This is a genomic window from Nonomuraea sp. NPDC003201, from assembly GCF_053590415.1.
In genome coordinates, this window is record NZ_JBSFTC010000012.1 from 63,164 (window position 1) to 88,081 (window position 24,918).

General features: G+C 68.5%; 19 protein-coding genes. 6 read left to right on the forward strand and 13 right to left on the reverse strand.

Features of this window, described 5'->3' with window-relative positions:
• The first annotated feature begins 9 nt into the window (after positions 1–9).
• The gene (locus ACWDX9_RS08000) at positions 10–1,464 is read left to right on the forward strand and encodes a non-reducing end alpha-L-arabinofuranosidase family hydrolase (protein WP_449950371.1); all 1,455 of its coding nucleotides are present in this window, start codon (positions 10–12) and stop codon (positions 1,462–1,464) included.
• Between the two features lie 246 nt (positions 1,465–1,710).
• Positions 1,711–2,733: a LacI family DNA-binding transcriptional regulator gene (locus ACWDX9_RS08005; RefSeq protein ID WP_449950374.1), complete on the forward strand. Its 1,023-nt coding sequence runs from the start codon at positions 1,711–1,713 to the stop codon at positions 2,731–2,733.
• Positions 2,734–2,763: 30 nt separating this feature from the next.
• Here ACWDX9_RS08005 and ACWDX9_RS08010 read toward each other — a convergent pair whose 3' ends face one another.
• The 7 genes from ACWDX9_RS08010 to ACWDX9_RS08040 all read right to left on the reverse strand — a co-directional run bounded on the left by ACWDX9_RS08010 (position 2,764) and on the right by ACWDX9_RS08040 (position 11,872).
• Positions 2,764–3,810 carry a LacI family DNA-binding transcriptional regulator gene (locus ACWDX9_RS08010; RefSeq protein ID WP_449950377.1) on the reverse strand — a complete coding sequence of 349 codons (1,047 nt, stop codon included), beginning with the start codon at positions 3,808–3,810 and terminating at the stop codon, positions 2,764–2,766.
• A gap of 416 nt (positions 3,811–4,226) precedes the next feature.
• Positions 4,227–5,963 carry a cellulase family glycosylhydrolase gene (locus ACWDX9_RS08015; protein WP_449950380.1) on the reverse strand — a complete coding sequence of 579 codons (1,737 nt, stop codon included), beginning with the start codon at positions 5,961–5,963 and terminating at the stop codon, positions 4,227–4,229.
• Positions 5,964–6,005: 42 nt separating this feature from the next.
• Positions 6,006–7,502, reverse strand: a complete 1,497-nt coding sequence (locus ACWDX9_RS08020) for a glycoside hydrolase family 43 protein (protein WP_449950426.1) — start codon at positions 7,500–7,502, stop codon at positions 6,006–6,008.
• A gap of 14 nt (positions 7,503–7,516) precedes the next feature.
• Positions 7,517–8,338 (reverse strand): LacI family DNA-binding transcriptional regulator, encoded by an 822-nt coding sequence (locus ACWDX9_RS08025; protein WP_449950383.1) that lies wholly within the window; start codon positions 8,336–8,338, stop codon positions 7,517–7,519.
• A gap of 8 nt (positions 8,339–8,346) precedes the next feature.
• Positions 8,347–9,297, reverse strand: a complete 951-nt coding sequence (locus ACWDX9_RS08030; RefSeq protein ID WP_449950386.1) for a carbohydrate ABC transporter permease — start codon at positions 9,295–9,297, stop codon at positions 8,347–8,349.
• Complete coding sequence (locus tag ACWDX9_RS08035) at positions 9,294–10,211, reverse strand: ABC transporter permease (protein ID WP_449950389.1); 918 nt, start codon at positions 10,209–10,211, stop codon at positions 9,294–9,296. Before ACWDX9_RS08035 ends, ACWDX9_RS08030 begins: the two co-directional genes overlap by 4 nt.
• Positions 10,208–11,872: a hypothetical protein gene (locus tag ACWDX9_RS08040; protein ID WP_449950392.1), complete on the reverse strand. Its 1,665-nt coding sequence runs from the start codon at positions 11,870–11,872 to the stop codon at positions 10,208–10,210. The genes ACWDX9_RS08035 and ACWDX9_RS08040 overlap by 4 nt, the downstream gene beginning before the upstream one ends.
• Before the next feature lie 192 nt (positions 11,873–12,064).
• On the opposite strand from ACWDX9_RS08040, the gene ACWDX9_RS08045 reads away from it, so the two are divergent.
• From ACWDX9_RS08045 to ACWDX9_RS08055, 3 genes are read left to right on the forward strand one after another with little or no spacing between them, the layout of a single operon-like run.
• The gene (locus ACWDX9_RS08045) at positions 12,065–13,744 is read left to right on the forward strand and encodes a glycoside hydrolase family 3 protein (RefSeq protein WP_449950395.1); all 1,680 of its coding nucleotides are present in this window, start codon (positions 12,065–12,067) and stop codon (positions 13,742–13,744) included.
• Positions 13,723–14,115, forward strand: a complete 393-nt coding sequence (locus ACWDX9_RS08050; RefSeq protein WP_449950397.1) for a glycoside hydrolase family 3 protein — start codon at positions 13,723–13,725, stop codon at positions 14,113–14,115. The genes ACWDX9_RS08045 and ACWDX9_RS08050 overlap by 22 nt, the downstream gene beginning before the upstream one ends.
• A complete protein-coding gene (locus ACWDX9_RS08055) occupies positions 14,112–14,798 on the forward strand; it encodes a fibronectin type III-like domain-contianing protein (protein WP_449950400.1) in 687 nt (228 codons plus the stop codon). The genes ACWDX9_RS08050 and ACWDX9_RS08055 overlap by 4 nt, the downstream gene beginning before the upstream one ends.
• A gap of 180 nt (positions 14,799–14,978) precedes the next feature.
• On the opposite strand, the gene ACWDX9_RS08060 is transcribed toward ACWDX9_RS08055, so the two are convergent.
• The 6 genes from ACWDX9_RS08060 to ACWDX9_RS08085 form a co-directional block, all read right to left on the reverse strand.
• Positions 14,979–18,455: a ThuA domain-containing protein gene (locus ACWDX9_RS08060; protein ID WP_449950402.1), complete on the reverse strand. Its 3,477-nt coding sequence runs from the start codon at positions 18,453–18,455 to the stop codon at positions 14,979–14,981.
• 322 nt (positions 18,456–18,777) lie between these two features.
• On the reverse strand, positions 18,778–19,611 hold the full coding sequence (locus tag ACWDX9_RS08065; RefSeq protein ID WP_449950405.1) for a sugar phosphate isomerase/epimerase family protein: 834 nt from the start codon (positions 19,609–19,611) through the stop codon (positions 18,778–18,780).
• Positions 19,612–19,637: 26 nt separating this feature from the next.
• Positions 19,638–20,834, reverse strand: coding sequence for a substrate-binding domain-containing protein (locus tag ACWDX9_RS08070; protein ID WP_449950408.1), 1,197 nt, complete (start codon positions 20,832–20,834; stop codon positions 19,638–19,640).
• Positions 20,821–21,771 carry an ABC transporter permease gene (locus tag ACWDX9_RS08075; RefSeq protein ID WP_449950411.1) on the reverse strand — a complete coding sequence of 317 codons (951 nt, stop codon included), beginning with the start codon at positions 21,769–21,771 and terminating at the stop codon, positions 20,821–20,823. The genes ACWDX9_RS08070 and ACWDX9_RS08075 overlap by 14 nt, the downstream gene beginning before the upstream one ends.
• Positions 21,768–22,769 (reverse strand): ABC transporter permease, encoded by a 1,002-nt coding sequence (locus tag ACWDX9_RS08080; RefSeq protein ID WP_449950414.1) that lies wholly within the window; start codon positions 22,767–22,769, stop codon positions 21,768–21,770. The genes ACWDX9_RS08075 and ACWDX9_RS08080 overlap by 4 nt, the downstream gene beginning before the upstream one ends.
• Positions 22,766–24,199 (reverse strand): sugar ABC transporter ATP-binding protein, encoded by a 1,434-nt coding sequence (locus ACWDX9_RS08085; RefSeq protein ID WP_449950429.1) that lies wholly within the window; start codon positions 24,197–24,199, stop codon positions 22,766–22,768. The genes ACWDX9_RS08080 and ACWDX9_RS08085 overlap by 4 nt, the downstream gene beginning before the upstream one ends.
• A gap of 376 nt (positions 24,200–24,575) precedes the next feature.
• Between ACWDX9_RS08085 and ACWDX9_RS08090 the strand changes: the two genes are divergently transcribed.
• Positions 24,576–24,918: inositol-3-phosphate synthase (locus tag ACWDX9_RS08090; RefSeq protein ID WP_449950417.1), on the forward strand; the 343-nt coding region annotated here is incomplete at its 3' end.

The window sequence follows — 24,918 nt, forward strand, 5'->3', positions numbered from 1 at the left end:
GAGCACATCATGAAATTCAGATCCCTATCCGTTCTCGCGACGGTGGCCACCTTACTGGCGAGCCTGTTCGTCGCCCTTCAGGCTCAGTCCGCCAACGCGGCCACCGTCGACACCAACGCCTGGTACGTCCTGGTCAACCGCAACAGCGGCAAGGCCCTGGACGTCTACAACCTCTCGACCGCCGACGGCGGCCGCATCACCCAGTGGACCCGTAACAACCAGAACCAGCAGCAATGGCAGTTCGTCGACTCCGGCGGCGGCTACTACCGCATCAAGTCCCGCCACTCCGGCAAGGTGCTCGACGTCTACAACTTCTCCACCGCCAACGGCGGCGCGATCGTGCAATGGACCGACGGCAACGGCACCAACCAGCAGTGGCGGCTGGCCGACAGCTCGGACGGCTATGTGAGGTTCATCTCGCGCCACAGCAACAAAGCCCTGGAGGTCCAGGGCGCCTCCACCGCCGACGGCGCCAACATCGTCCAGTACGACGACTGGGGCGGCAACAACCAGCAGTGGCAGCTCGTCCGGGTGGACGGCGGCGGCAACCCCGGTCAGTGCGATCTTCCGTCGTCATACCGCTGGACATCGACCGGCCCGCTGGCGAACCCGAAGTCGGGGTGGGTCTCGCTCAAGGACTTCACCGTCGCCCCCTACAACGGCAGGCACCTCGTCTACGCCACGACGCACGACACGGGGACGAGCTGGGGTTCGATGAACTTCGGCCTCTTCACCAACTGGTCCGACATGGCCTCGGCCGGCCAGAACACGATGTCCTCCTCCACCGTCGCGCCCACGCTCTTCTACTTCGCCCCGAAGAACATCTGGGTGCTCGCCTACCAGTGGGGCGGGACCGCCTTCTCCTACCGGACCTCCAGCGACCCCACCAACCCGAACGGCTGGTCATCGCAGCAGGTGCTCTTCTCCGGAAGCATCTCCGGCTCCGGAACAGGCCCCATCGACCAGACGGTCATCGGTGACAGCACCAACATGTACCTGTTCTTCGCCGGGGACAACGGCAAGATCTACCGGGCCAGCATGCCCATCGGGAACTTCCCGGGCAGTTTCGGCTCGACCTCGACGGTGATCATGAGCGACACGACGAACAACCTGTTCGAGGCCGTTCAGGTCTACAAGCTCCAGGGCCAGAACAAATACCTCATGCTCGTCGAGGCGATCGGCTCGCAGGGCCGCTACTTCCGCTCGTTCACGGCCACCAGTCTGAACGGTTCGTGGACACCCCAGGCCGCCACCGAGAGCAACCCCTTCGCCGGCAAGGCCAACAGCGGCGCCACCTGGACCAACGACATCAGCCACGGCGAGCTGGTCCGCGCCGGCGCCGACCAGACCATGACCGTCGATCCCTGCAACCTGCAGCTGCTCTACCAGGGACGCAACCCCAGCTCCGGCGGCGACTACGGCCTCCTGCCCTACCGGCCCGGTCTGCTGACGCTGCAGCGCTGATGACGTGACACGGGTCCGGCTCGGAGCCGCCCTGCTCGCGCCCTTCCGCGAGCCGGCCCTCCGGCTCGGAACACCGTTTCGGGGCGGCCCGGCGATCCGGGCCGCCCCTTCGTCAACGGCAGGAGCGGGCGGCGTACGGCGCGACCAGCGACACCGGCACCGACACCGACACCGACACCGACACCGGCCTGCCGTGCACCGGACGGCACTGCCCGTCTCCCCGCACTCCGTGACTAAACTGCCGCCATGCCCACGGAGCCGTCTCCTCTGACCCTCGCTCAGCTCGCCGAGCTGGCCGGAGTTTCCACCGCGACGGTCTCCAAGGTCGTGAACGGCCGTTCCGAGGTGTCGTCCGAAACCCGCGCCGCCGTGGAGGAGCTCATCCGCCGGCACGGCTATCGCCGCCAGCGCCGCCGCTCCATGCCGACGGCCCTGGTGGAGCTCGTCTTCCACGCTCTGGAGGGCGACTATCCCGTCGAGATCACCAAAGGCGTGGCGGAGGTCGCCCGTCAGCACGACCTCATGGTGGGGATATCGGACCTGCACCGGGACCACACCGCCGGAGACGCCTGGCTGGAGGGTGTGCTGCGGCGCCGCCCGAGCGGTGTGATCGCGGTGTTCTCCGGCCTGACCGAGACCCAGCACGAACAACTCGCCCGCCGCGAGATCCCGCTGGTCCTGCTGGATCCGGCCGACACTCCCGCGCGGAACATCCCATCGGTCGGCGCCGGCAACTGGAACGGCGGGCTCACCGCCACCCACCACCTCCTGGAGCTCGGGCATCGCCGTATCGCCATCATCACGGGGCCCGACTCCGCGCTGTCCAGCCGGGCCCGTCTCGACGGCTACCGCACCGCCCTCGACATGGCCGGCGTGCCCGCCGACCCGGAGCTGATCGGCCGGGGGGACTTCTTCATCGAGGGCGGTCTGGCCCAGGCGTACCGCATGCTGCGCCTGCCCGACCGGCCGACCGCGATCTTCGCCACGAACGACGGCCAGGCCATCGGCGTCTACCACGCGGCCCATCGGCTCGGCCTGCGCATCCCGGATGATCTCAGCGTGATCGGCTTCGATGACATGCCGTCGGTGCGGTGGGCCGTTCCACCGCTGACCACCATCCGCCAGCCCCTCACCGAGATGGCCGCCGCGGCAACCTCGATGCTGCTGACACTGGCCCATGGCGAGCAACTGCCGCAGAGCCGCGTCGAGCTGGCCACCGAACTCGTCGTACGCGAGAGCACCGGACCTCCCATGCCCCCGCCCGCCTGAGCCGGAGCGCGGCATCCAACGGTCAACAGCTCAGTCCTTCGGTGGTGCTGTGCTCTCGCGGACCGTGAGAGTTGTCGCGATCTCCAGCCCCGCCTGGGGGACCGACTCCCCGCGGCCGATGGCCAGCGCCAGTTCGGTGGCGGCGACCGCCATCTCACTCAGCGGCTGGTGGACCGTGGTCAGAGGCGGATCGACCCAGGCCACGACCGGAACATCGTCGAAGCCCACCACGCTCAGGTCGCCGGGGATGGACAGCCCGAGCTCGCGAGCGGCTTGGTAGACGCCGAGCGCCTGCATGTCGTTCGCGGTGAAGATCGCGGTCGGCCGGTCAGGCCTGGACAGGAGCTCGCGCGCTGCGGCGCAGCCGTCATCGCGGGTGAGAAGGGTCTTTACCAGGAGTTCGGGATCCGCGGGCACGTCGGCTTCAGCCAGCGCGGAGAGGTAGCCGGCCACTCTGGCGCGGCAGAAGGCATGATCCGGACCGCTGATCATGGCGATGCGGCGGTGTCCCAGTTCGAGCAGGTGCCGGGTCGCCGTCTGGCCACCCCTCCAGTTGGTGGCGCCCACGAAGGGGACGCCGTCCGGCAACTCTTCGATCGGGTCGAAGACGACGAACGGGATGCCTTTCGCCTTCAACTTGTCACGCTCGGACGGCGAGAGCTGAGCCACTGACAGGACGCAGCTAGGGCGCCGGCCGACCGTGTCGTCGATGGACATCGTAGGCGTGCCGTGGAGGCCGAACTCCGAAACCATGACCCCGACGCGGGTCTTTCGCGCCACCTGCTCCACACCGCGGATGATCTCCACGGCCCACATGTGCTCAAGCTCGCGGAACACGAGCTCCACGACATTGCTCCGGTTGGCCGAGGGCCTGCGGTATCCGTGCCGGTTGATCAGTTCTTCGACACGGGCACGAGTCTGCTCCGAGACCCCCGAACGTCCGTTGAGCACTTTCGACACGGTGGGGATCGAGACGCCCGCGGACTCGGCGATGTACGCGATGGTGACCGACGCCGGTCCGTCACCACGCGGGCTCTGCTCGTCGGCCGCCGGTTCGCCCGATCGGTTGTCCGTCACGTTCACCCTTCCTCATCAGCGGCGGGTCCGCAGGCGATGCGTCCTGCCCACGCGGGCCAGGAATCATCACTTACACCAAGGAAACTATAGAGCAAGTCCGACGAAAACTTTCCTGTCACTCTCCTGCTGCCAGGGGTCCGTCACTGATGGCGAACGGTGGTTTCGCCTCGCGCACCCCACGCGGGCGAGCGTCGCAGCGGCCGGTATGCAGGGCCAGGGCATGGCTGTCATCGCTGGTGCGGCAGGGCTTCCCGCACGAGATGTTCGATAGCACGGTTTCGCGAGAAACTTTCGCGCTGCTGCCGGGTCGTGGGACGGGACGCATGCCGTGGTGCCCTTCGAGGGGGGCCGTGACCTCCTGAAAAGCGCACCGCCCCGCGTGCCGGTGATCCGGTACGCGGAGCGGTGGCATCCGGTCAGGAGGTGGTGCCGGTGGCCGAGTCGCCGGACTTGGTCACCTGATACGTGACGATGGCGCCGCTCCAGAAGTGGAAGGTGAGCGACACCGGCGCGTTCTCGCGCAGGGAACCGAGGAAGTCCGAGGTGAGGCGGATGGTGTTGTTGGCGGAGTCGGGAGAGAAGGCCCTGCCGAACTCCTTGTAGGAGGTCCAGTCGTGCGGTCCGGCGTTGCTGCCGTCGGCGTACTTGGCCTCCATCGTGGCCAGTTGGTCACCCCGGAACTGGGTGGGGACGGCCAGGGACTGCGCCGTGCCGGTCGCGTTCGACAGCACCGGGGTGTCATAGCTGATCACGTTGATCTGCCAGGGGATTCCCTGGGAGAACCTGGCCTGGATCGTTGCCTTGACGCCGTAGGACCGATCGCCGGCCAGCCGGGTGAGGGTCGCCGCCGTGAGCGTGAGCTTGTCGCCGGAGACGGTGTAGTCCCTGCCCGGGGCCAGCATGGTGTTGCCCTGCCAGAGCCCCCGGAACGTGGTCCCGTTCAGGTTCAGGGTGAGCGACTGGGCCGCGATCGCACTCGACTTCGGCACGTAGATCGAATCAGCGGAAGCCGTGCCCGAACGCGTGGTCCAGCTCGACTTGATCTGGGCGAACAGCTCGGGGTCCTTCCACCGCAGGGTCTCCCGGTTGAGGTGCTGGCCGTTGTCCCACCACATCGTGGTGAGCTTCTTGGCTCGCGCGTGGTGGCCCAGCGCTTCGAAGAACTTCAGCTTCTCACCCCGCTGGACGGCGTTCACGTCCACGTCGAAGCCGAGCAGGCCGTACTCGCCGAGGATCACCGGGACGCCACGGGAGACGAAGGACTTGTAGGCCCCGTCGAAGGCGTCGACGAGGTCCTGTTCGGACTGGGAGTCGAAGCGGGTGTATCCGGCGATGTTCACGCTGAACGGCCAGAAGCCGTAGTAGTGAATGGTCGCGACCAGATTGTTGTCGCCCAGCGCGGTCATCTCGGCGACCAGCTTGTCCATGAGCTCCTGAGACGGCGTCGTACCCATCGTCGGCAGCACGAGCAGCCGGGTCGCGTTACCGCCGCCGGAGCCGCGGACGATGCCGTGGAACGAGCGGTTGAGTTCGGCGAGCATCTGGCCCTTCTGCTCGTCGGTGCCGCTGGAGAGCTGCGGCTCGTTGACGCTCTCGAAGAGCACCTTGCGCGGCGCGTCCCGGAACGCGGCGGCGATCTGGGTCCAGGTGGCGTTGAAACGGGCGAGCACCTGGTCGTGGTCCGTGCCCATGTTGGCGATCCACTGCCACGAATCGTGGTGGACGTTGATGAGGACGTGGAGGTCCGAGGCCAGCGCCATGTCGACCACCTGCTTGGCGCGCGCCATCCATGCCGCGTCGACGGTGTACGGCGCCGTGCCGGACTGGTGGTCTGTCCAGGTGATGGGGATGCGGACGCTGCGGAACCCCTGGGATCGGATGGATTGGAACAGGGCCTTGGTGGCCTGGGGGTTGCCCCACGAGGTCTCGTCGGGGATCGCGTCCAGCGTGTTGCCCAGGTTCCAGCCGGGCTGCATCGCCGCCACGACCTCCATCGCGCTGTCGGCGCGAGTGCGCCTCGACGCCGTGTCGTCGGTCGCGGCGACAGCGGGGACGCTCGCCAGGCCCAGAACAGTGATCAGCGCGATCACCAGGCCGGCCGCTCGCCTGAGCCCTCCTAAGCGGCGGCGCGCTGTCTGCTGATTCTCCTTCATTTCTTCCTTTCCTTTGTGCGGACACCTGCGGTCACGGTGCGATCAGGCAAAGGACGGAGGCTCGTAGTCGAACCAGTCGAAGTGGACGGTGCCGGCGGCGGCGTACATGCCGATCACCCGGCCGGTGAAGCCGCCCGCCACCTCGGTGGAGAGGTAGCGGCCGTCGAGGGTGGCGAGCACGGCGAAGCCACCGTCCTCGGTCTCCACGCCGAACGAGAGCGCGTCGGGCCCGGAGCGCGCGTCGTGGGGCGGCTGCGATTCGTCCGTCCGGACACCGAGCACCAGCGGACCGGCGGGGACCGGATGTTCGGCCATCACGGTCCGGACGGAGCCGATGCGGGCGATGACCCGCACCTGGCCGTCCCCCGCCTCGATCTCGTAGTGGTGCCGCTCGTCGAGCCGGACCGCGAGGCCGCCGCGCCCCCGCGAGGGGTCGATCAGGGTCCGTGCGCGCCACTCCAGGTGCTGCTGACGGCGCCCGAGGAAGGTCACGTCCGCGTCGTCCAGGGAGGCGCCACGGGCGCGGAGCGTCAGCCAACCCGCCCGCTCCTTCGTGGTGCAGAGGTCCGCCGGGCGGCTCCGCACCGAGATCCAGTACGCCTGGAGTTCGGCGAGGTCGAAGTCGTCCCTGCCCGCCACGGCGGATCCGGCCGGAGTGCCCGGCGAGAGCTCGCCGACGACAGGCCAGCCGTCCACCCAGGTCACCGGGGCGAGAAAGGTCTCGCGGCCCAGAACGTGCCAGCCGGGAGTGCCGCCGCGGGGCCGCACGCCGAGCAGGACCATCCACCAGGTTCCGTCGGGGGCCTGTACGAGATCCGCGTGTCCGGTGTTCTGGATCGGATGCGTCGTGCTCCGGTGGGTCAGGATCGGGTTGGCCGGGCACGGCTCGAACGGCCCGTCGGGCGCGGTCCCGCGGGCGATCGACACACCGTGGCCCCGCTCGGTGCCGCCCTCGGCGATGAGCAGGTACCAGTACTCGCCGATCCGGTAGAGGTGCGGCGCTTCCGGGGCCGCGGCGCCCGGGGTGCCGGACCAGACCTTGTGCGGCGGCCCGAACGCCTCTCCCGTCCGCGGGTCGATGCGAACCTGCCCGACCCCGGCGAACGTGCACCAGCACGTGCCGTCATCGTCCCACGCGAGATCGGGGTCGATGCTGGGGACGCCGGGCAGCCGGATCGGGTCGGACCACGGTCCGGCGGGATCGGTGGCGGTGAACAGCATGTTGCCGCCGCCGTCGCTCACCACGGTGACGATCAGCCAGAACCGGCCGTCGTGGTGGCGGAGGGTGGGCGCGTAGACCCCGCCCGACGAGAGGCTGTCGGCGGACAGGTGCAACTGGCTCGGCCGCTCAAGGGCGTTGCCGATCTGCGTCCAGTGCACGAGGTCGCGACTGTGGAAGACGGGCACGCCGGGGAAGTACTCGAAGCTGGAGCAGACGAGGTAGTAGTCGTCGCCGACGCGGCAGACGCTGGGATCGGGGTGAAACCCAGGGATCACCGGATCGGCGGGGGTGGGAGTCGTCTGAGTATGGTCTGACACCCCGTGGGGTCCTTTCATCGGTGGGACGCGCTCCGGACAGATCGGGTACGGCAGGCGGATGGTCGTGGTGTCCACGGCGCCGGGGCGTCGCCAGACGGTGAGGTAGGTGGCCGCGGGAGTGTGCAGGGCCAGCGCGATCCACGGGTCGTCCCAGGCCGGGAGGCCGAGCGGCCAGGCGGGTACGGCCTGCGGCAGCTCGGCTCGGATGGCCTTGTACACGGTGACGGCCTCGTGGACGAGGGCGCGGGCGTCAGGGTCGAGCTCCGTAACGCGGCCGGACAGATGGATCCGGCCGAGGAGCGCGTTGGCCATTGGCCCTGGTCGGCCAGATGATCCGCGCACAGCGCGCCGGCGGCGGAGAAGTCGTGGTCGACGCAGGACAGCCCTCGGGGATCGTCGGGCAGGCCGATGAGCGCCGCCTGGGTGCGCAGGTCCCCCAGCGTCGGGATGCGCTTGTCGTCCAGCTCGACGTCCATGAGGATGACGCCGTCGGCCAGGCCGCCGGCGGCGAGGCGGCGGATACCGTCGGGGCCCTCGTCATTGGTGATCAGCAGGACGTCGTAACTGTGCTTGCGGGCGGCCACGGTGACCGAGGTGGCGATCTCCATCATGATCGGCACGTACACGTCACTGCGGAGCGGCACTGCCGGGGCGAGGATGTGCGAGCGCTTGCCCGCCAGCGCCCGGGCGCCCGCGTTCGGGTGGTATCCGAGCTCGATCACGCACCGCTCGACGCGCCGCCGGGTCTCGGCGGAGACGCGGCGCTTGCCGCTGAGCGTATAGCTGACCGTGCTCGGGGAGACGCCCGCCGCCTTGGCCACATCGGCGATGGTCACCACCGGGTTCAGCCCTTGATGGCGCCGGTCAGGACGCCGGTGCGGAAGTGCTTCTGAACGAACGGGTAGACGATCACGAGCGGCACCAGGGTGAGGACCACCACGGCCATCTGCAGCGACAGGGGGGCGGTCTGCGCGTGTGCCATGCCGAAGCCGGCGTTGACCATGCCGGGCATGCCGACTCCGCGGTTGACGTAGGTCAGCAGGACGTACTGCAGCGGCCACTTCTCGCTCTCTGTCGGCATGTAGAGCATGACGTTGAAGAAGGAGTTCCAGTAGCCGACGGCGTAGAAGAGCGCGATCACCGCGGTCACCGCCCGCGAGGTGGGCAGGACGACGGACAAGAGGATCCGCCAGTCCGACGCGCCGTCCATCCGCGCCGCGTCGATCAGCTCGCCCGCGGTGCTGGAGTAGAAGGAGCGGAGCACCAGGATGTTGAAGACCGAGACCGCGCTCGGGAGGATCAGCGCCCACCACTGGCCATAGCCGCCGAGCCCGGTCACCACCAGGAAGGTCGGGATGAGGCCGCCGCCCACGAACATCGTGACGATCAGCAGCACCAGGATGAAGCGGTGCCCGAGCGAACGCGGCCGCGACAGGCCGTACGCGCACAGGACCGACACCACCATGGACAGCGCCGTGCCGACGACGGTGATGCCGAGGCTCACCAGCAGCGCGGTACGTACGGTCGAGTCGGTCAGCATCTCCTCATACGCCTGGAAGGTCAGGCCATCCGGCCAGATCACCAGGCCGCCGGCCCGGCCGATGGCGCCGCGGGTGGACAGGCTGGTCACCACGAGGATCCACAGGGGGACCAGCACGATCAGCAGCACACCGCCGAGGGTGACGCCTTTGGCGGACTGACCGGCGACGGTGGGCGGTTCCTGCCAGGCGGGGCGTGTCGCGCGCCGCGCTCGCACCGTGCTCTTGACGCCTCCGATGGTGAATACCTTGGTCATTTCCGGTATAGCCCGTCCTCGCCGAAGGAATGCGCCAATTTGTTGGCCCCCCAGATGAGCAGGAGCGAGATCACGCTCTTGAAGAGCCCGGCCGCCGCGCCGAAGCTGTAGTTGGCCGTGGCGACGCCGTAGTAGAAGGCGTAGGTGTCGAGCACCTCCGCGCTCTCGTGGCCGACCGCGTCCCGCTGGATGAGGAACTGCTCGAACCCGACGGAGAGCGCTCCGCCGAGCCGGAGCACCAGCATCAGCACGATGACTCCCCGCAGGCCCGGCAGGGTGATGTGCCAGATCCGCCGGAAGGGCCCGGCGCCGTCCGCGGCCGCCGCCTCATAGAGGCCGGGGTTGATGGCGGCCAGCGCGGCCAGGAAGACGATGATCCCCCAGCCGGCCTCCTTCCACACCCCCTGGAAGGTGACCAGGAGCGCGAAAGTGTCCGGGTTGGTCATCACGTCCCAGGTCTGGAGGTCATGCGAGCGCAGGAACTGGTTGAGCGCGCCCGCGCCGCCCAGCATCTGCTGGAAGATCGTGATGACCAGCACCCACGAGAAGAAGTGCGGCAGGTAGACGACCGACTGGACGAAGTTGCGCACCCGCTCGCTGAGCACCGAGTTGAGGAGGATCGCCAGCGCGACCGGGACGGGGAAAAACAGGACGAGCTGGACGAAACTCAGGTAGAGCGTGTTCTTCAGCGCGCCCCAGAACAGCGGGTCGGTGAAGAGCTGGCGGAACTGCTCGAGTCCTGCCCAGTCACTGCTCCAGATCCCCACCAGCGGGTCGTAGTACTGGAAGGCGGTGATGACCCCGACCATCGGGGCGTAGTTGAAGATCAGGAGCAGGACGACCGCGGGCGCCACCATGATCAACAGCGACCGGTCGCGGCGCAGCCTGCCCCACCAGGTCAGGCCCTCGTTCACTGGCCCGTGCCGTACTTGTTCAGCACGTTCTCGGTCATCCACCCCTTGAGCCGGTCGAGGCTGCTCTTCTTCCAGGTGTCGATGACCGCCTGGACCTCGGAGACCTTCTTCTTGCCGTGGTAGCAGTCCTTGATCGCGTCGTCGATGGACTGCGGCGCGTTGGCCATGGACAGTTGCTGGGGCATGTTGATGTTCATGTTCCAGAACACCGGCTTGTAGAGAGCGTTAACATTTGCGGCCTGCCAGGCCGCGTAGTCCTTCGTGACCTGGTCGGCGCCGGGATTGCTGATCACGCCGGGCGGCGCGGCCAGAAACGGGAAGGTCTGCGGCTGGACGAACTTCTTGCCGTCCTCGTTCGCGGTCGGCACCCCGTCCTTCATCGTGTAGTGGACGCCTTCCACCCCGAAGTTGACCATCGTGTACTCGGCGGACCCGTACGGTGCGGCCAGATAGTTGGCGACCGCGAGCAATTCCTCGATCTGCTGGGGCTTCAGGCCGGCGTTGAGATAGCTGATGACGCTCGTGGAGGCGCCCATGAAGACCTGCGGCTTGCCCGCGCCGTCGTGCGTGATGTAGTCGAACGCGGCGCGCCGGTAGTTCTTGTCGGCGGCGGTGCCCGACTCGTGGTCGGTGAGGTTCCAGCCGCCGGTGCCGCCGCCCTGGACCAGCACCTTGCCCGAGTAGAAGCGGGTGGTGCCGGAGGCGTTCTGGCCTGCGATCGTGTCCGGGTGGAGGTAGCCGGCCTTCGCCAGCCGGTAGTGCCAGTCGAGCGCCTCGAGGAACTGCGGCAGCTCGTACTTGTGGAGCAGCTTGCCGCCCTCGACCTTCCAGTTGCTCGGGATGTCCCAGGCGGTGAAGAGGTAGGTGAACACGTCGTCGAAGGCCCACACGCCGCGCTTGGCGTCGGTCAGCTCCTTGCCCAGGTTCATCATGTCATCGACGGACTTCACCTGGTCGGCGGTGATTCCCCGCGCCTCCAGGATGTCCCGCCGGTAGTAGACGCACCCGGCGACGACGAAGTTGCTGGAGAAGCAGGGGATGCCGTACAGCTTGTCGCCCCACGCGCCGGCCTGCCAGGCGCCGGTGGGGATGGCGGCGAGGTTGGGATACTTCTTGATCTTGTCGCCGGCCAGGTAGGGGGTCAGGTCGGCGAGCTGGGTCCCGACCAGCCCGCCGATGTTGAACGCGGTGTTCCACCAGGTCGGCAGCTGGATCCAGTCGGGGAGGCGCTTGGCGGCCGCCATCGGCGGGACGATGGTGTTGTAGTTGTTGCCGTCCGCCGGCTTCATGGTGAGGGTGACGCCCAGGGCCTTGTTCATGGCCTCGTAGAAGGAGTTCCCCGACGGCGGGACCGTGCCCCAGAGCGGAGTGACGGCGGTGTAGCCGCCGCCCTTGCCCGGCACTGCCGAGACGGTCCTGACCGCGCTGGACGGGGACGGGTAGGCCAGAAAGGCGGGGTCGGTCGCCGCTCCGGCCGGCCCTGGCACGGACGGGATGTCCGCCTTGACGGCGGTGCTCGGCACGTACGACGGAAGCGCTGCCTGGAGCCCGGTCTTGGTGTTCGTGCCGATCTTCCGCTGGGGCGCGTTGCTGCAGGCGGCGAGGAGAGGAACCATCGCCGCGGCACCGACGAAGGCTCTGCGGTTCAACTCGGGGGTCATGGGGGGTTACCCTTCGAAGTCGTCGAAGCGCTTCTATGTTGCCGTGAGACTAATGACATGTTTCTGGCAGCACAAGGGCAACTATTAAACGAAAGTTTCCCTTTTGTGAGGCGTTGACACTCCGGCAGGCTCGTGACAGCGTCGATGCGCTTCGCCGACCCCTCCCATCAAGCCTGCTTAGAGGTCTGACACGTGAGCTTCCCGCCTCCGTCCGCAGCCGACGCGTTTCCCTTCCGGGACCCCGCGCTCCCGATGCGCAAGCGCGTCGACGACCTGCTCGAACGGTTAACACCCAACGAAAGAATCGCGATGCTGCACCAGTACGCGCCTGCCGTACCGCGCCTGGGCATCGCCTTGTTCCGCACCGGGAGCGAAGCCCTGCACGGCGTGGCGTGGCTGGGGGTGGCGACGGTATTTCCGCAGGCGGTGGGCCTGGGCGCGACGTGGGACGAGGAGTTGGTGCGGCTGGTCGCCGAGGCCGTCTCGGTCGAGCTGCGCGCCTTCCACCGCCACCGCCCGCCCGTGATCGGCTCCGGCGCCAACAGCCTGCAGGCGTGGGCTCCCGTGGTGAACCCGTTGCGCGACCCGCGCTGGGGGCGCAACGAGGAGGGTTACTCCGAGGACCCGGTGCACACGGCACGGCTCGGCGCGGCCTACTGCCGGGGCCTGGCCGGCGACCATCCGACCTTCCTTCGTGCGGCCCCGGTGCTCAAGCACTTCCTCGCGTACAACAACGAGGACGACCGATGCGTCACCTCCTCCGGCGTCCGTCCCCGGGTGCTGCACGAATACGACCTGGCAGCGTTCCGGCCCGTGGTCGCCTCGGGCCTGGCCACCGGCGCGATGGCCGCGTACAACCTGGTCAACGGCCGTCCCTGCCACGTCAGCCCGCTCATCGAGACGGAGCTGCGGCGCTGGGCCGAGCCGACCGGACACGAGCTGTTCGTGGTCAGCGACGCGGAGGCGCCGTCCAACCTGGTCGACCTGGAGCATTACTTCGACGACCACGCCGAATCCCATGCCGCCGCGCTCAAGGCCGGGATCGACAGTTTCACCGACCACGGCGAGGACAGCGGGACTCCGGTCGGCAGGCTGCGCGAGGCGCTGGATCGAGGACTGATCGACGAGGACGACATCGACCGCGCGGTGCGACGGCAACTTTCGCTGCGCTTCCGGCTCGGGGAGTTCGATCCGGACCTCGACCCGTACGCCGCCATCGGCTCCGAAGTGATCGACTGCGCCGAACACCGGGCTCTCGCCCTGCGCGCCGCGACCGAGTCGGTGGTGCTGCTCAAGAACGACGGCCTGCTGCCCCTGGAGCGCAGCCCGCGAGTCGCCGTCATCGGACCGCTCGCGGACACGTTGTTCGAGGACTGGTACAGCGGCACCATGCCGTACCAGATCAGCGTCGCCGCCGGGCTGGAGGCGGCGCTCGGCGAGGTCGTCCGCGTGGAGGGCGCCGACCGGATCGCCCTGCGCTCGCGCTCCACCGGTGAGCTGCTGGGCAAGTCCTCCTTCGACGTCGTCGACTGGGGCGGCGGGGCGTTCACGCTGCGTGACGCCGCCAACGGCCGCTACCTCAGCCTCCAGGGAGACGGCTCGCTCGCCGCGGATCGGGAGGTGCTCAAGACCTGGCACATCAACGAAACTTTCTACCTTGAAGCGGTCACCGATGGCGTGGTGCTGCGCAACGTTCGCACCGACCGGTACGCCGTCGTCGACCCGTTGACGGGCGGGTCAGCGTCACCGCAGAAACTCCCGCCGACGCCGAGTGCTGGGAGCGGGAACTGCTCCATGACGGTACGGCAGCGGCCCGGTCAGCGGCCGAGGACGCCGACGTCGTCGTCGTGGTGCTCGGCAACCACCCGCTGATCAACGGCCGCGAGACGGAAGATCGCCGGGACCTCGCGCTGCCCGAGGGGCAGGAGGCGCTGCTGCGCGCGGTCGCCGGGGTGCGCCCCGAAACCGTGCTCGTCACCATGAGCAGCTACCCCTACGCCCTGGACTGGGCCGATGAGCACCTGCCCGCCGTGGTGTGGACGTCCCACGGCGGGCAGGAAACCGGCCGGGCGCTGGCCGCCGTCCTGCTCGGCGAGGCCGACCCGGCTGGACCTACCAGTACCACCGGGCCGCTCCGCTGTACCCCTTCGGCCACGGGCTCTCCTACACAAAGTTCGCTTACAGCGACCTGCGGCTCTCCTCTGAGACGCCGGCCCAGGACGGTGCGGTCGACGTCTCGATGACGCTGACCAACACCGGGACCCGGCCGGGATCCGAGGTGGTGCAGCTCTATGTCCGGGCGTTGCACGCACGTTATGAGGCCCCTCGACTGCGGCTCGCCGACTTCCACAAGGTCCTGTTGTATCCCGGGGAGAGCCGAAATCTCACTTTCCGGCTTTCGTCCGAGCACCTGGCGCACTGGGACGTGGCCGGCGGGGCGTTCACCGTAGACTCCGGCGACTACGAGGTGCTGGTGGGCCGCTCCGCCGGTGACATCACCCTGACGGCGCCGATCACAGTGAGCGGTCCCGCCCCCGGGCCGCGTATCGTCGTCGACAGGCGCACGTCGGCCGTCGACTTCGACGACCACGCGGCCATCACCCTGGTCGACGCCACCCGTACCACCGGCGACGCGGTCGCTCCCGCGAAGCACGAGCGGCCCGCCACCCTGCTGTTCCGCTCCGTCGAGCTGTCCGGCGCGGTCCGGGTCGAGGCCGAGGTCGCCGGTGTGTGTCCAGGGAAGCTGGAGTTCCTGGCAGGTGACCGGCTGCTGGCGGAGATATCGGTGCCGGTCACCGGGAGCCGCTACGCATGGATGACCGTAGCCGGCGACCTGACGACGCCGCCGGACGGCGTCCACGATCTGCAGGTGAAGCTGCGCGGAGACGTTCGGCTCGCGGCGTTCCGCTTCGGCTCGACCGCCTGAAATAAGCGACTTGCCCCGGTTCCACATCCGGCGGGAGCGGGGCCTGTCACATCCCGGCACGCAGCGCAGAGGCGAGGCGCCAAGTTCGCAGCGGCAGGTCTGCCTCGTTCCCGCCGTCCAGGCCCCTGGAGCCGCCACAGGAGGGCGGGCCGGCTCCAGGGTCCGGACGTCACCTGGCGTTCAGACGCGGGTCCACTTCTGGTTGTTCTGGCCGTTGCATGCCCAGATCTGCACCTTGGTGCCGTTGGCGGTGCCGGCGCCGCTGACGTCCACGCACTTGTTCGCTCCGACGGCGGTGATGCTGCCATCGGCGTTGAACCGCCATTTCTGGTTGTCCCGCCCGTTGCAGTCCCAGATGATCAAGGCGGTGCCGTCCGCCGTCCCGCCCCCGTTCACGTCCAGGCACTTGTTGCCGTACGCCCGCAGCTCACCCGCGGCGGTCGACGTCCACTGCTGGCCGGGCTGCCCGTTGCAGTCCCAGATCTGCACCTGTGTGCCGTTCGTCTGCGAGGCTCCGTTGAGGCATCGGTTCGATCCCACACCCCGCAGCGCGCTGGTGCTGCCCGGAGGCGAGCCGTCACCCTGCCCGACGCCCTTGCCGTTGACGGTGAACGAGTCCACGTCGAACGAGTTCGCGGACGGCGCCTTGAACACGACGTAGACATTGTGGGTGCCACCGGGATCGGTGACCCGCACCGCGGGCAGGGACACGTAGGTGTTCCATCCCCCGGTCGCCGGCACGGGGCTGGAGGCGATGAGGGCCCCCGTCGGCGAGTCGGCGTGCAACTCGATGGACGCCCCGGTGTTGGACGGTGCCGAGACGCGGAAGGACACCGTGTCGATCCCGGACAGGTTGATCGGGCTGAAGGAGATCCAGTCGTTGTTGGAGACGTCACCGATGCGCCTGCCGCCTTCGGCTCCGGACTCGTCGACGATCCGGATCCCGGACGAGCCGGTGAAGTGCTCGGCCTGCTTGTGCTTGGGCTGCAGGGTGATGCCGGCACTGCCCTTCAGGCCGCCCTTGTCGGTGTAGTCGGCGGACAGGGCGTAATAGACGTTGGCGGCTTCGTCATGGCCGGACGCGGTGGTCGTGACCGTCCCGGAGCAACCGGTGTACTGGCCGGTGTCGTGGGCGTGCTGGTCATGGCCGAGCGCGGTGATCACGTTGACCTTGGTGCAGTCGACGGCGCCGTCCTCGGGATCGGTGACGTTCACCGTGTAGGCCACCTGATCGCCGAAGTCGATGAACCCGCCGTCGGGCGGAGCCGAGAAGACGACCTTGGGACGGGTGTTGCCGACGGCGATGGGCAACGTGACGCTGCCCGTCTTCCCGCCGGAGTCCCGTACGGTCAGCTTGGCCGTGTACGTGCCGTTGGCGTTGTAGGTGTGGGACGGGTTGGCGCTGGTGGAGGTCCCACCGTCACCGAAGTCCCACGCGTAGGTGATCGCGTCGCCGTCGGGGTCGGACGAGCCGGCCGAGGAGAACGCCACCGTCAGCGGCGCCGCGCCCGAGTCGGGGTTGGCGCTCGCCTTGGCCAGGGGCGCGCGGTTCCCGGCAACGTAGTCGACCCGGTAGACGCTGTCATCGGTGTTCGAGTGGCCGAAGCCGTTGCCCCAGTCGGCCATGTACAGGGCGCCGTCCGGACCGAACTTCATGTCGATCGGCGCATGCGGGGCGAGCTGTGCCACGAAGGGGTTGATCTTCAGGAGGTTGCCCGAGGAGTCCAGGCGGAACTCCTTGACGAAGTTGCGGCTCCATTCGTAGAGGAACGGCGTGCCGTCGAAATACTCGGGGAACTTGCGGTCAGAACCGCTGGCGGCGTCGTAGCGGTAGAAGGGGCCGCCCATGGGGGCCGCACCGCCGCAGCAGTCGATCTCGGGGAACTCGGCCGAGGCGTGGTAGTTGTACCAGACGGTCGCGGGCTTGGCCGCGGGCAGATTGGTCAGGCCGGTGTTGTTGGGCGAGTCGTTGACCGGTGCCGAGCAGTTGAACTTCGCGCCGGAGGTGTTGGTGGCGAAGTTGAAGTCGTTGAACGGGATGTTGTTGCCGACGCAGTACGGCCAGCCGTAGAAGCCCGGCTGCTTGATCAGGTTCCACTCGACGGTGCCCTCGGGACCGCGGTTGGGGTTCGCGGCGCCGGCGTCGGGGCCGTAGTCACCCGCCGAGATCCAGCCCGTCACCTTGTCGACCGAGAAGCGGAACGCGTTGCGGAAGCCCATCGCGTAGATCTCCGGCCGCGTCTTGGCGGTGCCGGGCGCGAACAGGTTGCCGGACGGAACCGTGTAGGTGCCGTCGGCCTCAGGGTGGATGCGCAGGATCTTGCCGCGCAGGTCGTTGGTGTTGGCCGCGGACCGCTGGGCGTCGTAGTGCTCCCGGCCCGGCCGCTCGTCGATCGGGGCGTAGCCGCTGGACCCGTTGGGATTGGTGTCGTCACCCGGGCCGATGTACAGGTTCCCGCCCGGCCCGAACGCGAGGTAGCCGCCGGTGTGGCCGGGTTCGTCGACGTTGCGGTACGCCGGGACCTCGATGATCTTCTTCTCGCTCGCCAGGTCGAGGCTGGTGCCGTTGAAGGTGAACCTCGACACCCGGTTCACCTCACCGCCGTTGGACGGCGAGTAGTTGACGTAGATCCAGCCGTTGGTGGCGAAGTTCGGATCCAGCGCCAGCCCGATGCCACCGTCCTCGCCGCCGTCGTACACCGACAGGGTGGCGATGACGCGCGTGCCCCCGCCGTTGGCGGGGATCAGATTCACCTTGCCCGAGCGCGAAATGTAGAAGACCCTGCCGTCGCCGGCCACGTCCAGTTCCATCGGCTGGTCCGGTGCGCCGTCGAGGGTCACCTTCTGGAACCGGGCCGCGACGGTGCCGCCGCAGTCGCCCGGCGCCGCGCCCGCCGCCCACTTCACCCCACCCAGCAGGTGCTGCTTGAACGACGACTCCGAATAGGAGGACGCCTGGTGGCCCATCGCGGTGGCCCACACCCGGCCGCCCTCCGGGTTGTGACACCAGGAGATCGGGTGGTCGGCGCCCATCTTGTTCGGCCCCGCGTCATAGGTGGTCTCGTCCGCGCTCACCAGCACGTGCACCGAGCCCCGCAGGTTCTTGTCGAAGTTGTACCACTCCTCCGAGCGCACCCACCGATCCGGCAACCCCTTCGTGGAGGGGTGAACCTTGTCGGCCACCTTGGCGGTGCCCTGCAGGATCGCCGAATGCGCGGTCATGTGCGCGCCGGCCAGGGCGACCTGGTCCCACCAGGGGAACTGCGCCTCGATGTTCATGTCGGTGGCGTTGTGGATCGCGACGACGCCGTGCCCGCTGCGCACGTACGCCTGGAAGGCCTGACGCTGGGCGTCGTTGTCCCAGACCATGCCGCTGGTCTGGAACATGATCACCGCGTCGTAGGTGTTCAGGGTCGCGGTCGTGAAGACGGCGGAGTCCTCGCTCTGGTCGAGCTGGAAGTTGTTGTCGGTCGCCATCTGCTGGAACATCGCGACACCGGCGGGGATGGAGTCGTGCCGATAGGCGCCGCTGGCGGTCTTGGTGAACAGCAGCACCTTGAACTGCGGAGCGGCCGCGTGCGCCACCAACGGCACCGCGGACAGCCACAGCCCTAATAAGGCTGCGACGAGGGCGGGAAGCAGGCGTGATGTTCGCATGAAGGATCTCCTGGGGGGTTACCGGCTACGGTCGGAGTTGAAGGGTGGGGAGCAGCAGTGGCCCACCCATCGATCCGGGCGGCGGGGCCTGACCATGCGACCAGATATCGAATCGATTCGCAATGAAAATAGGTGGGCCAAACTTAAGTGTCAAGCATGCTTATCCAGCGAATCCAAGGCCACCTTTTCGCTTCCGCTGGGCCAGGGTCCCGCTGCTTTTACTGGAAAATGCAGGTGTAGGCGGCGTCGCCGGTGCCGCTCTGTCTCACCGATAGTAGAAAAAGCCCGTCAATAAGTATGAAACTTTCAGGCACCACCTTGATCAGAGGGTGCGCAGGTAGGCGAGGCCGTCCACGGCGAGCGCGTCCTGGCTTCGCGCGAGGGGCCGCCAGATGGAGGCCGCGGTGGCGATGGTCTGGTTGTGCGCGGTGAAGGACTCGATGACGAGCGGCCCTTGGTAGCCGACGTCGCGCAGGGCCCGGGTGAAGCCGGGCCAGTCGAAGCGGTCGGCCCCCGGCGTGCCGCGATCGGTGCCGCACACCTGCACGTGCGCGATCCGGTCCGCCGCGACCCGCACCGCCTGGGCGGGGTCTTTCTCCTCGATGTTCATGTGGTAGCTGTCGAGTGCCAGGTGGCAGTCCTCGGGCAGCGCGTCGAGGGCCTGCTCGACGGTGTTGATCAGGCTGGTCTCGTACCGGTTGAGCGGCTCGACCGCGAGCTTCACCCCGCGCTCGGCCGCGTGGTCCAGGACGGGCCTCAGATGCTCACGCAACTCGGCGTAGACCTGCCTGCGCTCGTCCGGTGACAGCCGCCACGTACGGCCGACCGAGGCATACGCCGGCCCCCCGATCACCGGGGAGCCGACGGTCACCGCCACGTCGACGCAGTGCCGCAGATAATCCTGGGTGTCGCGGACGGTCTCCGGCGAGGCGGCCACGAGCTCGCGCCCCGGCGGCATGACCAGCACCACGGACGCGGCCAGGCCGTGCTCGGCCAGCACCGTCGCGGCCTTGTCCGGGTTCCAGTCGCCGGGTTGCTCGACGGGCAGCTCGACGACGTCGAAGCCCCACCCGGCGATGCGGGGCGCGAGCCGCGCCAGGTCGTCGTCGGTCAGCGGGGAGACCCAGACCCAGGTGTTCACGCCGATGGAGTACATGCGCCCCTCTTCGCGGTCGGTGTCGATCAGTTCTTCTTCCCGCCCCAGTTCTCGGGGAACCCGGGCAGGGTCTCGCAGCCGCACAGCGCGTAGTGCAGCGGCGGCATGTTGGGCTTGAGGTAGGTCGACAGGGTCTCGCTGGTGACCTTCGGCTGCGGCAGGTTCCACAGCTTGGGCACTTCTTCGCCCTTGAGGATCTTCAGCGCGGCGATGATCGGCGTGCGCCACTGGTAGGTCGGGTACGTGGGCGCGACGGCGGTGAGGTCGGCGTCCTTCCACTTCTGCAGGAAGTCCTGCTGGTCCTCGCCGTTGATCGGCGGCACCGGCACGCCCGCGTCCTCGAACGCCTCGATCGCCGCCACCGCCGTGGCGCCCGCGTCCATCCAGACGCCGTCGATCTTGCCGTACCGCTGGATGTAGTCGCTGACGATGCTCTTGGTCTTGGCGGCGTCGCCGTCGGTGAACTCCACCCCCGCCACCTGGAGCCGGCTCTTGTCGAAGACCACCTTCGCCGCCGACCAGCGGGTCTCCAGCACGTCCACGCCGGGCAGGATGCGCAGCGCCAGCACCTTCCCGCCCGCCGGCACCTTCTCGACCAGGAACTCGGCGGCGTCGGCGCCGAAGGCGTAGCCGCCGATGGGCTTGATGAAGGTCACCGGGCAGTCCGTCTGCACGCCCCGGTCGAACACGATGACGGGCACCTTCCCGCAGGCGGCCGTCACGGCGGGGGTGAGCGTGGCCGTGGTGTTCGGCGAGACGATCAGCGCGTCGCAGCCCTTGGCCTGCAGCTCGGCGATGTCGGAGATCTGCTTGTCGTCCTTGCCCTCGGCGTCGAGGGCCGTGAACTTCTCGATCTCCTTGTGCAGGCCGACCTCGGCCTGCATCGTCTTCCAGCCCACCTGGCGCCAGGGGTTGTTGACCGCGGCGTTGGAGAAGCACAGGTGGTACGGCCCGTCCTTCTTGTACGTCGCCGTGTCGACCATCTTCGGGGCGATCGCCTGCTCCCAGGGCTTGTCCGTGGGTCCCTGCGGCGTCTGGGAGCGCATGGCCAGCTGGGCGTCGAAGTCCGCCTGCACAAAGAACTTCGACTGCGCGCCCGTGCCCGAACCCTGAGCACTCGTGGTGGGAGCCGCGGACTGGGTGGTGGACGTCGGCTTGTCGGTGGTGCAGCCGGCGAGGACGAGCGCGGCGAACACCGCGACTGCGGCCTTATGACGCGGCATGTGCGTCTCCTCTTCGGGGGGTGAACTTCCGGGGAAGCCGGATGGCTCCTGCCGCGACCGCGGCGATGATGATGACGCCCTGCACGGTGAACTCCAGCGCCCCCGAGATTCCGTACAGGTTGAGCAGGGTGAACAGCGCCTCCAACGTGAAGGCGCCGGCCATGGCGGCGAGCACGGAGCCGCGCCCGCCGCCGAGCGCCACGCCGCCGAGGACGACCGCGGTGATGGCGGAGAACTCGAGTCCCTGGCCGACCTGCGCCGAGACCCCGGCGAAACCGCCGAGCAGGATCGCCGCGACGGCGGCGGCCAGACCGGAGAGCATGAAGGCGAAGATCTTGGCCCGGTCGACCCGGACCCCGGACAGTGCCGCGGCACGCTCGTTGTCGCCGGTGGCGATGAGGGTCTTGCCGAAATCGGCGCGCATGAGCCAGATCGCTGCCGCACCCACGACCAGCAGGATCAGCACCGACCACGGCAGTGGCCCGAGGCCGCCGCGGCCGAACATCCGGAAGCCCTCCGACAGCGCGCCACGCGGCGCGCCGCCGGTCCAGAGGAAGACCGCCCCGCTGAGGACGAGCAGCATGCCGAGCGTCACGATGAACGACGGCACCCGCAGCTTGGTGGTGACCACGCCGTTGACCAGTCCGACGAACAGGCCGACGACGATCAGGAGGACCAGGACCGGCCAGGTGGCGGACTCGTCGCCGTCGATGAGCCGCGCGGCGATCACCACTTCGGCCGTCACCAGCGAGCCGACCGACAGGTCGAACTCGCCGGAGACGATGACGAAATACTGTCCCGCGGCGAGGATCACCAGCGGAGCGGCCCGTTTGAGGAACGCCAGGAACCCGGCGGGCTCCAGGAAGTAGGGGTTGGCGACCGCGATCGCGGCCAGCAGCACCACGAGGACCGCGACGATGGGAAGTGCCCGTTTCATGCCGACCGCCTTGTGCCGCTCCGCGCGTAGGCGGCCACCGCGATGACGATGACCACGCCGCGGACGACGTCCTTGACGAAGGAGTTGATTTCGAGCTGGTTGAAGATGCTGTCCAGGACGGCCAGCAGCAGGACCCCGCCCACCGTTCCGGCGACCCCGCCCTTGCCGCCGGCCAGCGCGGTCCCGCCGAGCACGACCGCGGCGATGGACTCCAGGTCGTAGCCGCCGTCGGTGCCCACCGTGGGCGCCCCCGCCCCGAGCCTGCCGGCCAGCAGCAGACCCGCGATGCCGGCGCAGACGGAGCAGAGCACGTGGGTGATCACGATGACGCGGCCCGTGCGGATCCCGGACAGGCGGGCGACCTCCTCGTTCCCGCCGACCGCGTAGATCCGGTAGCCCAGCCGGGTCCTGCTCAGCAGGAACCAGGCCACGACGGCCACACCCGCCCAGAGCATGGCGGAGACCGGGATCGGCCCGATGCGGGAGTAGCCGAGGAGTTGGAACGACTCGGGCACCTTACCCGCCGGACCGTCGTACAGGTGGTCGACGACGCCCTTGATGATGAGGGCGACGCCGAGCGTGGCGATGAAGGCGTGCACCTGGAGCCTGGTGATGATCAGCCCGTTGACCAGCCCCACCAGCGCGCTGATGGCCAGCACCGCGGCGACCGCGGGCAGGATGTTCCCGTCCCGGCCCGCCATGATCTCCGCCGCGACCAGCGAGGTCAGGCTGATCAGGTACGCCACGGACAAATCGAGCGAGCCGGCCAGGATCGCCAGCGTCTGACCGACCGCCACGATGCCGAGGGCCGCCGAGCGCTGCTGGATCCCGACGACGCTTTCCATGGTCAGGAACTGACCGCCGTCGAGCGCGACAAGGACCCAGCCGACCGCGACCAGGCCGAGCAGCGCCAGAAACACCACCTGCGTGGGCTCACGTAACCGGGCCGCCAGGCCGCCTTGCGCCTCGCCGCGGCGGGCGGGCACGAGCAGGTTCATTCAGGCACCTCTCCCGCAGCCAGGCGCATGACGGCCTCCTCCGAGGGGCCGGCCGGCAGCGTGCCCGCGATGCGGCCGTCGCGCAGGACGACGACGCGATCACTCATGCCGATGAGCTCGGGCAGCTCGGAAGAGATCATCATGATGGCCATGCCGTCATTCGCGAGTTCGCGCATCAAGTCGTGGATCGCGGCCTTGGCCCCGACGTCGACGCCCCGGGTCGGTTCGTCGAACAGCAGCACGCGCGGCGCCATGGTCATCCATTTGGCGAGCACGACCTTCTGCTGGTTGCCTCCGGACAGGTAGCGGACCTCCTGTTCCTGGCGCGGAGGCGAGAGGCGTACCCGATCGAGCAGGTCGCGGAGGCCGTTACGGCCCTTGGCGCCCACCGCGCGGGAGACGAGCAGGGCGTTGTCGCGCACGGACTGGCGCAGGGCGAGGCCTTCGGCCTTGCGGTCCTCGGTCACCAGCCCGATGCCCATGGCCACGCCTTCCCGGACCGAGCGCGGGCGCGACGGGGTCATCTCGCCCGTGGTGAACGGCTCCGCGCCGAAGATGGCTTTGGCGAGTGCCGATCTGCCGGATCCCTGCAGTCCCGCGATGCCGACGATCTCTCCGGCACGCAGTTCCAGTTCGATGTCGCGGAGCTTGCGATTACCCGCTCCACGCAGGCTGAGCCGTGCCTCGCCGGCGCCGGTCGAGCGGGGCGGGAAGTAGGTGCCGAGGTCGCGGCCCACCATCAGGCGGATCAGCTCGTCGGGGGTCACCTCGCCGATCGGGAGCGTGGTGACGCGCGAGCCGTCCTTGAGCACGGTGACCCGGTCGGCGAGGTCGAACACCTCGCGTAATCGGTGGGAGATGTACACGACGGCGACGCCGCGTTCCCTCAGCCGCCCGATCAGCCGGTAGAGCAACTCGACCTCATGCTCGGCGAGCGCCGCGCTGGGCTCGTCCATGACGACGAGCCGGGCGTTCACCGATAAGGCCTTGACGATCTCGACGACCTGCTGCTGGGCCACCGACAGGCGCTTGGCGGCGTCGCGGGGGCCGAAGGAGTGCTCGCCGAGCTCGTCGAGGAGCCGCGCGGTCGCCTGCTCCATGGCGGCCCGATCGACCAGGCCGCGCCTGACGGGCTCGCGCCCGAGGAAGACGTTCTCGGCGACGGTGCGCTCGGGCAGCAGGTTGAACTCCTGGTAGATGATCGCGATACCGGAGCGCTGCGCCTCGAGCGGATGGCCGAAGGAGACGGGGTGACCGTCGATCTCGATCGCGCCCTCGTCCGGCGGGTGCACGCCGCAAATGATCTTCATCAGGGTGGACTTTCCGGCGCCGTTCTCGCCGACGACGGCGTGGACCTCGCCGGCCGTCACGCCCAGGTCCACTCCGGACAGCACCCGCACGCCCAGGAAGCTCTTGCCGATGCCACGCATGCTCAGCACCCCGCCCACCTCCCCGCTTCCCCCACCATGAGGGTGAGCCTGGGGCCATCGGCAAGTTTCGGGCTTATCTCCCTCATGTTGCGGGATGCTAAGCGGGCTTATGTCGACGGTCAAGCAAAAGCTGCCACCAGTGCGACATAATTGCGCGGAGATCGCGAAAGACGCCGGAGCTCTGGATGGTGCTTCAGGACGTGCTGACGCCCGAGGCGGTGGACCGAGCGGTGATGGCCGCAAGCAGCGCGGATAAAAAGACGACGATAAGCCTGCTTATGGTTGACCATCGACAAAAATAGCTCTTACCATCGCGGAGACTTACATACCGGATGCCTTCCGCATGCGGGGGTAGTCCCGACACGATGGAGCTTTCATGGACAAGCTCGGTGTGTGGCTTATCGGGGCACGGGGATCCGTGGCGACCACCGCCATCGTGGGCGCCGCGGCCATCAGGGCGGGAGCCGCGACCCCGCAGGGATGCGTGAGCGAGTCCCCCGGCTTTCCCGGAAGCCTGGTTCCGCTGACCGACCTGGCCTTCGGCGGCCATGACATCACCGAGACCTCCTTACGCAAGCGCGCCGAACAGCTGGGCAGAGCAGGGGTCATGTCACCGGACCTCCCGGGGCTGCTCGCGTCCGATCTGGACGCCGCCGACGCCGAGGTCCGGCCGGGCTACGTCCCCGGCGACGGCGGGCAGGCCGCGGCCGCGACCCGGC